This is a genomic window from Ureaplasma parvum serovar 3 str. ATCC 27815, from assembly GCF_000019345.1.
GTDB lineage: Bacteria > Bacillota_I > Bacilli_A > Mycoplasmatales > Mycoplasmoidaceae > Ureaplasma > Ureaplasma parvum.
On sequence record NC_010503.1, the window covers coordinates 39,974 to 55,175 of the forward strand.

The following is a 15,202-nucleotide window of genomic DNA, read 5'->3' on the forward strand; positions in this document are numbered from 1 at the left end:
TTAATAAAAACGTTTTTATTTTATTGATAAGAGTTATCGATACCATAAAATAATTTCAACAATTTAATTAATATAGTTAAATATTTCATTATTTTTTATATTTGATGAAATGACAATATAAGGGTTTTGCTTTTTTATTATATATTTACTAAATTAATCACTTTTCTCTTTTAATATCAAATAAATATACTAATATAATTAATTTTATCAAAATCCAAAATGGGAGTCAAAATGGGGTTAAAATTAAACAATTGCTTTTAAAACAATTATTACTAAAAAACTAATAGTTTAAACTTTATTAATCACAATAATTTAGTATTTATCCAAAATTTTAATAACAATATTAGTAGTATAATGACTTGTAAATAATACAAGGAGATTTTGGTGTTGAATTTAAAACAATATTTAGGTGAAACTAATTTTTATGATAAGAAAGAAAAATTAGAAAAGAAAAAAATAAAATCATGACTAAAAAGTGTTTGTACATTTGCTAATGGTCAAGGTGGCAAATTAATATTTGGTGTAAATGAAAACAATAATGTTTTAGGATTAGAAAATTATTTAAATGATTCTGAATTTATTAGTGAAACTATTAAAACAAAAATTGATAATATTCCAGAATTTGATATTGAAATTAATGAATACGAAAATAAAATTATTCTAATACTAACAATTTTTCCAGGAAGAAATCCACCATATTTTCTAGTTGATAATGGTTCAAAAACTCCATATAAAAGAGTTGGTAATCAAAGTGTAATTGCTTCAATTAATGATTTATTAAATTGATGTTTAAGAAGTCAAAATCGCACCTATGATTCATTAGTTTCTAATAAATTACTAAAAGATGTTAGTTTTTTAATGTTAAAAAATGAATATCAAAAACATACAGAAAATTTATGAGAGGATAAATTTTTAAAATCCTTTGAATTAATTGATAACAATAATTACTTAACAAATGCTGGAGCTTTATTTGCTGATGGATATCAAGTTTATCAATCAGGAGTTTTTTGTACTCGTTGAAATGGAAAGACTAAAACAAATGGTTTAATTGAAGCATTAGATGATGCAGAATTTGAAGGGAATTTACTATTTCTTTTAAATTCAAGTATAAACTTTATTAAAAGAAATAGTAAAAACATGTGAAGAAAAGGAGTTTTATATCGTATTCAATATCCTGAATATCCTATAAAAGCAGTGCAAGAAGTAATAGTTAATGCTTTGATTCATCGAGATTATTCAATTATTGGTAGTGAAGTACATATTGACATGTATGATGATAGATTAGAAGTATATTCTCCTGGTGGTATGTTTGATGGGAATTTTGTCCAAAATATCGACCTTTATAATGTATGATCAATTCGCCGTAATCCTATTTTAGCTGATTTATTTGCACGAATGAATTTAATGGAAAGAAGAGGTTCTGGTTTAAAAAATATTTTAGAAATTTATGCATCTAAAGAAAATTATCGAGAAGATTTAAAACCGGAGTTTCGTTCAACTGAATCTGCTTTCTTTGTTGTTTTAAAAAATTTAAATTATCAAGAGCAAAATATATCAAAAAATGAAAATCAAAAAATATCCCCTAGCCAAAGACGTAAAAAAATCATAGAATTTATCGGACAAAATCCAAAAACAACAGCTTATGAATTAACAAAAATATTTTTTGTTTCAATTAATACCATTGAACGCGATCTAGCTAAATTAGTACATGATGGATATGTTGAATTTGTGGGATCATCAAAAAATGGTGAATGAAAAATTAAAACTAATCAATAAATCACGTTGTTAAAAAATTTTCTCTTCTTTAATCTTGTTATAATTCTTAGTTAGTAATAGTTTAGGTGGTTAAACGTGAAAAAATATGATGTAATTGTCATTGGTGCTGGACACGCAGGATTAGAAGCAGCTTTTGCAACTTCTAATCTTAATTTACAAACAGCATTAATTACATTGGATGAAAAAGGGATTGGGATGATGCCATGCAATCCTTCAATAGGAGGGCCGGCTAAAGGAATTGTTACACGTGAAATTGATGCCCTTGGTGGTATTCAAGGTAAGGCAGCTGATGCTACAACAATGCAAATGAAAATCTTAAATTCATCAAAAGGACCAGGTGTTTGAGCGATTCGTGCACAAATTGATAAAATTGCTTACCAACGATGATTTAAGCAACAAATTAAACAACAAAAAAATTTAGATTTAATCATTGCTGAGGTTAGTGATCTATTAGTAGAAAATAACATTGTTAAAGGTGTTGTTTTAAGTGATCAAAAAATCATCCAAGCTGATTATGTAATTATTACAACAGGAACTTATTTAAAATCAATTACTCATCGTGGTTCGGTTTGTGTTGATGAAGGAGCAGATGGTACAAAAAATGCTAAATTTTTAAGTGATGCATTAGTGAAATTAGGATTTGAGTTAATTCGTTTAAAAACAGGGACTCCTGCAAGAATTAAAAAAGATTCGATTGATTTTACAAATATGATTCTTGAACCTGGTACAAATCAAAAAATTGCTTTTAGTCACTATCACCCTGTTTATAAACCTTATGACGAACAACTTCCTTGTCATATTATTTATACAAACGAACAAACTCACCAAATTATTCGAGAAAATTTAAATAAATCAGCAATGTATGGGGGTATGATTTCTGGAATTGGGCCACGTTATTGCCCTTCAATTGAAGATAAAATTGTTAAATTTAGTGAAAAACCGCGTCACCAAATTTTTGTTGAACCAGAATCTTATGAATTAGATTCAATGTACTTAGGTGGTTTTTCTACTTCAATGCCAATCGATGTTCAAGAAAAAATGATTCGTAGTTTACCAGGATTAGAAAACTGTGAAATACTAAAATATGCTTACGCTATTGAATATGATGCTATTGATCCAACCCAACTATATCCTAGTTTAGAATCAAAATTAGTTAATAATTTATTTTTTGCTGGTCAAATCAATGGAACTAGTGGCTATGAAGAAGCAGCGGCCCAAGGATTAATGGCTGCAATTAATGTTAATCAAAAATATCAAAATAAAGAACCTGTCATTTTAGGTCGTGATCAAGCATATATTGGCGTTATGATTGATGATATTGTTACCAAAGGCGTTGTTGAACCATATCGTTTACTAACAAGCCGTGCGGAACACCGATTAGCATTAAGAAATGATAATGCTGATGATCGATTAATGAAAATTGGTTTTGAAATTGGTTTATTAAAACCAGAAGTATATGACCAATACTTAAATAATTTAAAACAAATTAAAGAAATCTTAAACTGATTAAAAACAACAACTGTTGGCCAAATTGATGACTTAAAATTTACAACTCTAAAAACAAATAGTTATTTAATCGATTATTTAAAACGTCCTGAAATTAAATTAAATGATTTATTAATTTATTGTCCTATAAAAATTGAAGATGAACAAATTATCAATAAGGTACAAATTCAAGTTAAATTTGAAGGTTATATTAAAAATCAAGAAGAAAACTTAAAACAATTAAAGCGTTTAAATAATATTAAACTTCATGCAATTGTTGATTATAAAGAAGTGCCAAATATTTCTTTAGAAACAATTGATAAATTAAATAAGATTAAACCTCTTGATCTTGAACAAGCAAGTCGGATTAGTGGGGTTAATTTAACAGACATTGCAATGATTAAATATTATTTAGAAAGAATTAAAAATGACTAGAAAAGATTTTTTTAATGTTTTAACTAGATATTTTCCTTGAGTTGATGAACAAACTTTTATGAGTTTTGAAAAGTATAAAACAATTATTCAAAAATATAATCAAATTTTTAATTTGACAAGACTTGATAGTGATGATAAGATTTACCAAAATTTCTTTTTAGATTCACTTGCACCTTATAAAGAACTAGATTTTTTTACACAAAATACTAATCTTAAATTAATTGATATTGGTTCTGGTTCTGGAATTCCAGGGGTTGTTTTAAAGATTATTTTTAAAAATTTAAATTTAACATTATTAGAAGCTAATCAAAAACGATGTGAATTTCTTAAAATATTAACTCAAGAATTAGGTTTAAATGATGTCTTAATTTGAAATATGCGTGCTGAAGATTTAACACAATCGATGCGTGAATCTTTTGATATTGCAACTTCAAGAGCTGTTGCATCATTAGATAAAATTTTAGAAATTTCAGCCGCATTTGTTAAAGTTAATGGTTATTTAATTCAACCAAAATCAATAAAATTTTATGAAGAAGAACTAAAAGCAAAAAATATTATAAAAACTTTGTATTTAGAAAGAATCGCTTTAAAAGATTTTTGAGAAAATGATTATCATCATTTAGTTGGTGTTTATTTAAAAAAACAAATCACTCCACTACAATTTCCTCGTCCTTGAAATCTAATTCTTAAAAAACCACTCTAATTATTTATAAAGGAGTTATATTATGAGTTCATTACCAGTTATTATTTTAGTAATTGGCATTTTTGGGTCTATTTTTCTAGTAATAGGATATATTCCCCAAGTAATTAAAGTTATCAAAACAAAACGAACAGATGGAATTTCATTAACATTTTTAATTTCTTTAAACATCGCTTGTTTTCTATTTGTAATATATAGTATATTAGTAATGATTTTTAACAAACATAATGGTATTCCTACTGCTTTACCATTATGTCTTGCAAACACCATAGTAGGAATTTTAGGTCTAGTTATTTTAATTTATAAAGTTAAAAACATTAAAAAAGCTAAATTATATTTAATGGATGAAAAGACATATTATGAAAAATATGTCTTAAATAATTTATAATGTCTCCAATTAGTATTGAATTAATAATTCAAATAAGTATTGGATTAAGTGCTAGCCTAATTTTATTGTTTGCTTTCTTACCACAAACACTTTTAACTATTAAAACTAAAAATACTGCTGCATTAACAATTAGTATGTTTATTATTTGTTTTATTGCACGTTTATGTTTTAGTTTAAGTGCTATTCTAACAATTATCGTCTATATTCATAATCAGAATTATGGTTTATCTTTATATGCGCTTACACTTCCTGTTTTAATATGTCATGGTATTAATATGTTATTAAATTTAATTATTGCTTTTATAAAAATCAATAATGTTTATAAAGCCAAAATCCATAAAATGAATGAGAATGAATATATTATTTTTGCTTATGCTCAAAAATTAAAGGAAAAAGTATCGATAAAAAATAAATAATTTACACAATAAATTTACATAAATATTTATTTTATTTTTTTAAAAAATTGTTCTTTTTTTTTTTTTTTTTTGCTTTATAATTAAAAAACATTCAAGTTGACTATAAATTTGAGTATTTACACTTCATATTCAATGATGCAAAAGCATTATTAGTTAGGAAAAATTTATGAAAAAGTTAAAATTAATCACTTTAAGTTTATCGCCTATTCCTATCGTCGCGATCATGGCTACAGCATGTAGTACAACAAAAAAAGAAAAAGAAGTAGATCATAAACAAGATGAATTAACTACTATAAATAATAATTTACAATTAGAATATCCACAAAACAAAGATATAGAAACATCAGCAGCAATAAAGGAAGAAATAAAGCCTTTAAATTTGCCGTCTGGTGTTGTTTTTAGCATTAAAGAAATTAGTCCTAAAGCAAATGATGAAAGTACATTAATAGTTAAATACACCCTTAAAAAGGGAAACATAACTAAAGAATTTAAAAAAGAAATTAATGGATTTAAAAAAATTCGTAAAGATCAAAATATCGCTAATCTAAAAGACATGCATGATGATTTTAAAACAATTTTTAATAACATTAAATTAAAAGATACGTTCGATTTTAAACTAAAAGGTCTTTTTAACTCAAATTTTGGTGAATACGATAAATTATTACCATCACAAATTATTAACAATTTTGCACAAGGTGTAGAAACTAGAATTAATACTAACCAAGATCGTTTAGGTATTGAAGTTATAGATGTTAGTTATCCAAATAAAAATTTTGGTTCTGCTAATCGTGAAGGTAATTTAAAAATGTCACTATTAGTAACTGATAAAAAAACAAAACAAGTTTTCATTAAATCAATAATTGCGTATGGTTTTAAAACTAATGCAATGGGTTTAGATGAGAATGGCTCAATTCCAGGTGGTGGTGCTGATCTTGTTAAACCTAAAGTTGATGAAAATAATTATTTTAATAAAACTCAATTAGAAAGATATGAAATTGATAATCAAGCTTATTTAAATGGTTTAAAAGGCCAACATATGGGTAAAACTTGACAACAAGTGCGTCCTGAACTTGGTGATAATGAACAAAAAATTAATGAATTTGATCAAAAAGCTAAAGGTGTAAGTCAAGATGCTTATGCGTCTGCTGCTTATAAAGGTTTTACACTCCCAGTGTATGATAAAAATGGTGATTTTAAAGGTTTATCAATTAATGAAAGTAGTTACGGCCAAGCTCGTTCATGAGTTGATACAAGAGGTCGTGACGAATGAAAAACCACTGGTTTACCACGAACTTTACCAAACGAAAAATATCGTGATGAAGCTTTACAAACATTAGGGATTAGTTCTTTAACTTTAAAAGATGGAAAAAAAGATACTTGAGATAAATCTTCAGGAACAACATGAATCTTAGATTATCAAAAAACAAATGATAATAAATATCCTACAAAATGATATTTTGCAACTAATTTACATGTTGCAGATACTATTACAGATAAAACAACTTCTATTGATTTAATGAAATTAATGGATAGTGTTAAAACTAAAACAACTTTACGTTTAAGTAATTTAGATGAAAATATTTATCGTTTTGGTTTTGCAAGTAAAAATAACAAATTTTTATTAAATCATGGTCTTAAAAAAATATATGATGGTCGAAATTTCTTAAAAACTAAACCTACAGAATACTTAACAGAACAACAAAAAGAAAAATACAAAGATGCAGGTAGTTTTGTTGATTTTGCAGTTTTTGAATTAGATTTCGAACAATTAAAATTACTTAATGTTTGAAACAATCAACTTAACTCAAATGGCGGTGTAATTACTAAATATGATCATTCTTCTGCACAAGATCTTGCAAAAATTATTACAAGTGATTATGCAAACCATAGTGATAAACAAATTAAATTCTTATCCAAATCATATTTAAATGATTATTCTAAAATTGATGTTCCTCTAAGATCTACATCATATAAATTCGAAGGAAAAGATGAATTATTTGCTCTTGGATGACCTAATTCAACTAGAGATGGTTTTTTTGAACGTTATGTGGATGATGATCAAACTAAATATCGTACAACAGATAATTTTAGTTTATGAACAAATTCTGATTATCGTTTTTTTGGCAAACTAACAGAGCAAGAAGGTGGGCAACCCGCTTTCCCAACAGAACGAACTGAACGTGGTAATTACTTGTCTTATGCGATTGGTTACCGTAGTTTTATCGATAAACCTGGTGTTCTAGATGCCTTTATTTCTGCTCCTCATACTGGCAATGATTTATATAAATCTCTTGATGGTAAAAAATATATTAATATGGGTTTGGAATATATGCCTAGACATTATGCTCCAGCAGGAGGTGCATCTGGTTCAAGTGTGCGAAATCAAAACAATGAAATTGTAGGAATTTATCATGTAAGTAATGAATTTGCTAGCACCGGCTTAGCAACTGCTTTTCGTTCTGAAGGATATGATTATAAAGGCTTATATGGTGATAAATACAAAGAATTACCACAATATGACTTAATTTATGGCGGTGGAAAAGATCAAGCTACAGGTCAATCATATCGTGAAAAAATGAAAGAAATATATAAAAATAATAACAATATTAAAACAGCATTATTTCCAAATGGTTTTGACCAATATGATGAAAAGTTTAAATTTAATAACAATCAAAGTAAATAAAGGTTAGGTTTAAATAATAAAAATGAAATTTATTAAACGTAAAACAAAATTATTAACGATTACAATTGGTGCAGTTGCTGTTAGTTCAATCTTATTAGGAGGAATTTTTTATGGTACAAGTCAAAAAAGTCCCTCAAGTTTTGGTATTGCTTCTATTGATCAAAAAGAAAATTTTATTAATAAAGACAATTTAGATTACCAAAAAGCAAGACCATCAATTAAAGATAGTAACTTAAAAGAAATTCCCAAACCTAAACCTCAACCAAAACCTAAGCCTCAACCAACTCCATTTCCAGATCCCATCCCAACACCTCCAAAAAAAGAAGAGCTAAAAAAACCAGATATTAAACCAGAAGAACCTAAAAAACCTGAAATTAAACCAGAACCAAAACCTGAGCCTATTCCTCAACCAGCCCCTCCTATTGAAACAAAACCAAAAGAAGAATTATTACCACCCAACCCTCCGCCTCCAAAAGAAGAACCAAAACCAGAACCAAATCCGCAACCACAGCCACAACAGGTTCCAAACAATAGTAATTCACGAATTATAGAAATTAATGGTGTAAGAGTGGAAGCTGAAGTTGAAGTCCCTCCCCCTCGTGATATTGCTGAATATGATAAACAAAATAATCTGGTTAACCCTAATCCATACATTAATGATAGTGTTGGTAAAATTAAAAACGTAAAGGTTACCGATGAATTGCGAAAAGCAACAGGTAAATTGGTCCAAGGAAATTTAGGACGTTGAGATTACAAACATTTAATTAATGATTTATTAACTCTTAAACCAGAGGAAATAGAAAAATATGTAAAAAACGATAAAAGCGGTTATTATGCAAAAGTTTGATATCGTTTTTCAAGATTATTTGAATCTGAAAATGTTGTTAATTTTTTAACTGAACAAGGTAAAAAAGAATATCCTGAAATGAAGTCTAAATTTGTTTCAAAAGACCATAAATATGCATGGCTTTATCAACATTTAGACTTAACAAAGTTTACACAATTATCAAATGAATCAGAATCTTATTTAAAAGAAGGCTATACACCTGATCCTGATAATGCATATGTTGATGAAAATGGAAAAATTAGTTCTCACGCATATTCACCTGCCAAAGGTTATAATTCGGTAACAAGTCGAATGGAAAATGATAATTGAAATCGGCGTGTTTTCGGTTATAAAAGTTGGTATGGACGTACTCCTGGAAATTTAGTTGAAGGTAATTATCCTGGTTGAAAGAAAACAAATGTAACCCAAGAATTCCATCAATATGGCGTTAGCGATGGTGATGGAATTACAGTTAATAAATTAACTCGTGAAAAAACTGAAGATGGTCGTTTAAATGAAGGATATGTTATTGATATTGATGCTGATAATCCACAAGGTTATGAAAAAACAAAAAAATTAATTCAAACTTTAAAAGAAAAAAATATCAATATCACAGGGTATAGAATTCATAATATGGGGAAATCAGATTCAAGTCAAAAATTTGTTGATATTCTAAAAACATTACCAAATCAATTGCCTTTATTAGAATTGTTTTTCTCCGCTGGTTCGCATAATACCTCTTCATTAATCGCACTGAAGGATAAAAAAATTAAAGAATTAGGTTTGTTCACACTAGGAAATTCATTATTAGATGAATGATCAATTAATCCTAATGCCTTACGAAATGTTGAATGAATTAATTCAAACGATTATAATGTTTCATTTAATTATAAACAAGGTGCAGATATCGCTACTCGTATTACTTTTGATACTTTAGCTTTTGATGAAAGTGATTATAATGACAATGCATCTGACATTAAATCAAAATTAAAACAAATTAATGATGGTTTACGAATGGTTTATTGAACAAGAAATAATGAACCAATTTTTCAGGGTAGTTTTGGACCTGGTTTAGATCCTGACCACAAAGAATCAGGCAACAGTTATCCACAAGGATTAGATTTTAGTCGTGTCCCTCAAATTCGCTCATTACGGGGTTTAATATTTAAAGATGAACAAAAAACATCAAATAATAAAGATCGTAAATTACGAAGAATTAATTTTTACAATAACAGCACAACTTATAAAATGTCTATTGAGGACTTAAATGAAGCCGGATTTAACGAACATATTGTAAGTGGTGAACCTGGTGAAAAAAGTAAAATTACTTTTAGCAATGGTTCTGGTACAACTAAAATCCAAATTGATGGTGATCAAGAATTGTCAGCAAATGGAATTAGTAACTTATCAGCAATGTTTAATTTTGCTGAAAGTTTACAACGGACAATTGTTGTAAATAATACCAACTCACCACTTGCAAATCAACTAAGAAATGCGGGATATAGTGTTGAATCAACAACTAACGCTGGACTAATAGATATTTAATCTTTATTTAAAAATTTTGGACAAAAATGTATGAAAAAAAATAAGTTAACTACTCTCGCTTTAATATTACCAATTACAATTTTAACTCCTATTGTTATTGCCTCATGTACAAATAAAACTAAAGTTAAAAAATCATCATCTTTAGATAAGATTGCTTCAAATTTAAAATTAGAGTATTTTAATAACAAAGCTAATACTAAAGCATCAAGTGTGCAAAAAGATGAAATTAAAAAACCACTAAATTTACCAAATGATGTTGTTTTTAGTGTTAAAGACGTTTTTGTTAGTCACAAAGATCAAAGTGTATTAATTGTCAAATACACTTTAAAAAAAGGGAATGAAATTCAAGAGTATACTTATGAAATTAAAGGTTTTAAATCTGTTTATGAAAAAGATAAAATCGTTAATGATTTAAGTCAAGCAAACGAAGATTTTAAAAAAATTGTTAATAATATCAGGTTAAAAGATACATTTGATTTTAAACTAGCAGCTTTTCCTAATCAAAATTATGACCAATTATTACCATCACAAATTTATAAAAATTATTATCAAGGTATTGAAATTCAACAACACAAATATCAAAATGAATTAGATATTAAAATTATTAATTTTTTATATCCTGATGGTGATTTTGGTTCGGCAAATAAAAATGGTACTTTAAAATTATCATTAATGTTAACTGATAAAAAAAATAATCAAGTTTACTATAAACTTTTAGAGGTTTCTGGCTTTAAATCTAATCCCTATGGTGTTGATGAAAATGGAACAATTCCTGGAATTGGTACAGAACGTTTAAAACCTAAAAATCAAGACGATTATTTTTCAAAAACTCAATTGCAACGTTATGAAATTGATAATGAAGGATATCTTCAAATTTTAAAACGCCAAAATAATGATAAAAATTGAAAAGAGTTGCGCCCTGATTTAAATGCAACTGTTAGTGATATTAAACATTTTGATGAAAAAGCAAAAAACGTGGGTCAAGATTCTTATGAATCTGCTGCTTATAAAGGTTTTACATTACCTGTTTATGAAAGTGATGGCAAAATCAGTGGTTTAGCATTAGCAGGTAAAGATACACCAAAAGGGCCGTCATGAGTTGACGCAATTGGACGTAACCAATGACAAATTGGTGGTTTACCACGAACATTGCCAAATGAAAAATATCGACAAGAAGCAATGCAAACATTTAGTTTAGGAATTTTAAATAACGATTCGCACAAGAACAATACTTATAATAAAACTGCAGGTACAACATGAATTTTAGATTATCAAAAAACAAGTGATAATAAATATCCTACAAAATGATATTTTGCTACAAATTTACATGTTGCAGATGCGATAAATGAAAATACTTTATCGATTAATTTAATGCGATTAATGGATTCTGCACAAATTAAAACTACTTTTAGATTAAGTAATTTAGATGAGAATATTTATAATTTTGGTTTTCGAAGTAAAGAACATGGCAAAAATCTTTTAAACCATGGACTTAAAAAAATTTTTGATGGCCGTGATTTTTTAAAAACAAAACCGGCTGAATATTTGATTAATTCACAAAAAGAAAAATATAAAGATGTTGGTAATTTTACAGATTTTGCTGTTTTTGAATTAGATTTTGAAAAATTAGAATTAGTTAATGTTTGAAAAAATTTTTTAGGTGAAAATAATGGGTTAGTAACAAAATATAATAATTACAATCCTCAAGAGTTGGCTAAAGTCATTACAAGTAATTATGCTAATAATAAAAATAACCAGATTAAATTCTTATCTAAATCATATTTAAGTGATTATTCTAAAATTGATGTTCCTTTAAAATATAGACAAGAAGACGCTAAAACATGATTTAAAAAATACGATGAATTATTTGCATTAGGTTGACCTAATTCAACAGAAGATTTCTTCTTTAAAGCTTATGTTGATGATGACCAATTAAAATACCGTACTCGCGATAATTTTAGTTTATGAACAAATTCTGATTACCGATTTTTTAATAATTTAACTCAACAAGAAGGTGGTCAGCCTGCTTTTCCGCCAGAACGTACTGAACGAGGTAATTATTTATCTTATGCAATTGGATTCCGTAGTTTTATTCAAAAACCTGGAATAGTTGACGCATTTATTGCAGTTCCCCAAATTGGGAATAATTTATACACATCCAGTGATAATAAAAAATATATTAATATGGGACTAGAGTATTTACCCAAACATTTTGCACCAGCAGGTGGTGCTTCTGGAACAAGTGTACGCAATCAAAAAAATGAATTGGTTGCTATCTATCATGCTAAATATGATTCATCAAAAACAGGTCTAGCTGCTGCTTTTCGATCTGAAGGTTATGATTATCAAGGATTATATGGAAATTATAATTTACCACAATATGATTTAATTTATGGCGGTGGAAAAGATCAAACCGAAAAGAAATCATACCGAGAAGCGATGAAGGATATATATCAAAATAACAATATTAAAACAGCATTATTTCCTGATGGATTCGATAAGATTCCTGATGAATTCAAATTTAATAATAATTAAAAATAAATTATCTTTAATTGAAAGGATTGTTGGTATATGAAATTTATTAAACGTAAAACAAAATTATTAACGATTACAATTGGTGCAGTTGCTGTGAGTTCAATTTTATTAGGAGGAATTTTTTATGGTACAAGTCAAAAAAGTCCTTCAAGTTTTGGTATTGCTTCTATTGATCAAAAAGAAAATTTTATTAATAAAGACAATTTAGATTACCAAAAAGCAAGACCATCAATTAAAGATAATAACTTAAAAGAAATTCCCAAACCAAAACCTCAGCCAAAACCAGAACCACAACCAACACCATTTCCAGATCCCATCCCAACACCTCCAAAAAAAGAAGAGTTAAAAAAACCAGAGATTAAACCAGAAGAGCCTAAAAAGCCTGAAATTAAACCAGAACCAATTCCTAAACCAAAACCTCAGCCTATTCCTCAACCAACACCTCCTGTTGAAACTAAACCAAAAGAAGAATTATTACCACCAAGCCCACCACCTCCAAAAGAAGAACCAAAACCAGAACCAGATCCACAACCACAACCACAACAAATTCCTAACCAAAGTACTGTTAGAAAAATTGAATTGAATGGTGTTTTAGTGGACGCTGAAGTTGAAGTTCCACCCCCTCGTCAAACTTTTAAATATGATCAGGATAATGGATTATCAAATCTTAATCCCTATACAAATATAAGTGTTGGGAAAATTAAAAAAGTTTTTGTAACAGATGAGTTGCGGCACAAATCAGCAGATTTAGTGCGCGGGAATTTAAAGCGTGGCGATTATCAAAGTTTAGTTAAAGATTTATTAGATCCAAATATAAAACCAGAGGAAATTGATAGTTATATCGCAATGGTTGATAAAAGTGGATATCACGCTAAATTATGAAGTAAATTTAAAAAACTATTTGATACAGACAATGTTGTTAATTTTCTGAATGAACAAGGTAAAAAAGAATATCCTAATATGAAAACAAAATTTGTTTCTGATGCGCACAAGTATGCTTGATTATATGCTCATTTAGATTTTTCAAAATTCACTAAACTTTCAGCCAATTCTGAAAAGTATTTACAAGAAGGTTTAACGCCTGATCCAGATAATTCATATGTTAATGAAAACGGCGAATTAGACTCATATGCTTATTCACCTGCTAAAGAATATAATACAGTAACAAGCCGTTTAGCAAATGATAATGCTAACCGAAGGGTGTTTGGGTATAACGAATGATACAATCGTAGTCCAAATGGTTTAGCTAATGGTGATTATCCTGGTTGAAATAAATCAGATGCAACAGCTGAGTTCAAACAGTATGGCATTAAAGATGGTGATGGTATTAAAGTTTATAAACTAGAGCGCCAAAAACCACAAGAAGGTAAATTAAATACTGGATATATTGTTGATATTGATGCTGATAATCCTGATGGATACCAAAAAACAAAAGAATTAATTCAAAAATTAAATAATCAAAACAAAAAAATTACAGGATATCGAATTCGTAACATGGGGAAATCAGATTCAGGACAAAAGTTCTCTGATATTCTAAAAGCCTTACCAAATGAATTGCCATTGCTTGAATTGTTCTTTTCTGCTGGTTCACATAATACGTCAGCACTTTCTGCTCTTGAAACTAAACATATTAAAGAACTTGGGTTGTATACATTAGGTAATTCATTATTAGATGAATGATCAATTAATCCAAATGCGCTTCGAAAAGTAGAATGAATTAATTCTAATGATTATAATGTTTCGTCAGAATATAAACAAGGATCAGATATTGCTACACGAATTACTTTTGATACTCTTTCTTTTGATAAAAATGATTTCAATGATAATGCAAATGATCTTCGAACAAAATTAAAACGTATTAATGATGGATTACGAATGGTTTATTGAACAAGAAATAATGAACCATTCTTTCAAGGTGGATTTGGTCCAGGATTAGATCCTGATCATAAAGAGGTGGGAAATAGTTATCCCCAAGGTTTAGACTTTAGTCGTGTCCCTCAAATTCGCTCATTACGGGGTTTAATATTTAAAGACGAACAAAAAGCTTCAAACAATCGTGAACGTAAATTAAGAAGAGTTAATTTCTTTAATGATAAAGAAAATTATGAAATGTCAATTAATGATTTAAATGAAGCTGGTTTTAGTGAACATATTGTGACTAATGAACCAATGCCTCCTAAAAGTAAAATTACTTTTAGTAATGGTAATGCTACAAAACGTATTTACATTAAAGGCAATGGTAGTCTAACTGCAAGTGGTATTCAAAATTTAGCTACATTATTTAATCTAGCAGAAAGTTTAGATTCTAAATCTGTTGTTGTTGATTCTAATAATTCAGAATTAAAGTCACAATTAGAAGGTTTAGGATATAAAGTAAGTGATGCTTCTGACGCTAACTATATTGATATTTAAT

Annotated in this window: 9 protein-coding genes; all 9 read left to right on the forward strand. The window is 27.9% G+C overall.

Annotation, left to right across the window (positions count from 1 at the left end):
* Positions 1-387 precede the first annotated feature (387 nt).
* The 9 genes from UPA3_RS00200 to UPA3_RS00240 all read left to right on the forward strand — a co-directional run bounded on the left by UPA3_RS00200 (position 388) and on the right by UPA3_RS00240 (position 15,201).
* A complete protein-coding gene (locus UPA3_RS00200) occupies positions 388-1,776 on the forward strand; it encodes an AlbA family DNA-binding domain-containing protein (RefSeq protein ID WP_012316999.1) in 1,389 nt (462 codons plus the stop codon).
* Between the two features lie 75 nt (positions 1,777-1,851).
* Positions 1,852-3,696 carry a tRNA uridine-5-carboxymethylaminomethyl(34) synthesis enzyme MnmG gene (gene mnmG, locus UPA3_RS00205; RefSeq protein WP_010891662.1) on the forward strand — a complete coding sequence of 615 codons (1,845 nt, stop codon included), beginning with the start codon at positions 1,852-1,854 and terminating at the stop codon, positions 3,694-3,696.
* Complete coding sequence (gene rsmG, locus UPA3_RS00210) at positions 3,689-4,399, forward strand: 16S rRNA (guanine(527)-N(7))-methyltransferase RsmG (protein WP_006689024.1); 711 nt, start codon at positions 3,689-3,691, stop codon at positions 4,397-4,399. Before mnmG ends, rsmG begins: the two co-directional genes overlap by 8 nt.
* Before the next feature lie 22 nt (positions 4,400-4,421).
* Positions 4,422-4,784, forward strand: a complete 363-nt coding sequence (locus UPA3_RS00215; protein ID WP_004025823.1) for a SemiSWEET family sugar transporter — start codon at positions 4,422-4,424, stop codon at positions 4,782-4,784.
* A complete protein-coding gene (locus UPA3_RS00220) occupies positions 4,784-5,200 on the forward strand; it encodes a SemiSWEET family sugar transporter (protein ID WP_010891664.1) in 417 nt (138 codons plus the stop codon). Before UPA3_RS00215 ends, UPA3_RS00220 begins: the two co-directional genes overlap by 1 nt.
* Before the next feature lie 166 nt (positions 5,201-5,366).
* On the forward strand, positions 5,367-7,883 hold the full coding sequence (gene mip, locus UPA3_RS00225; protein ID WP_010891665.1) for an Ig-specific serine endopeptidase MIP: 2,517 nt from the start codon (positions 5,367-5,369) through the stop codon (positions 7,881-7,883).
* A 22-nt stretch (positions 7,884-7,905) separates the two neighbouring features.
* Positions 7,906-10,254, forward strand: coding sequence for a putative immunoglobulin-blocking virulence protein (locus UPA3_RS00230; RefSeq protein WP_006688509.1), 2,349 nt, complete (start codon positions 7,906-7,908; stop codon positions 10,252-10,254).
* Between the two features lie 30 nt (positions 10,255-10,284).
* Positions 10,285-12,789 carry an Ig-specific serine endopeptidase MIP gene (mip, locus tag UPA3_RS00235; protein ID WP_006688743.1) on the forward strand — a complete coding sequence of 835 codons (2,505 nt, stop codon included), beginning with the start codon at positions 10,285-10,287 and terminating at the stop codon, positions 12,787-12,789.
* A gap of 36 nt (positions 12,790-12,825) precedes the next feature.
* Entirely contained in the window at positions 12,826-15,201 is a 2,376-nt protein-coding gene (locus UPA3_RS00240) for a putative immunoglobulin-blocking virulence protein (protein ID WP_006688654.1), read from the forward strand.
* Position 15,202 lies beyond the last annotated feature (1 nt).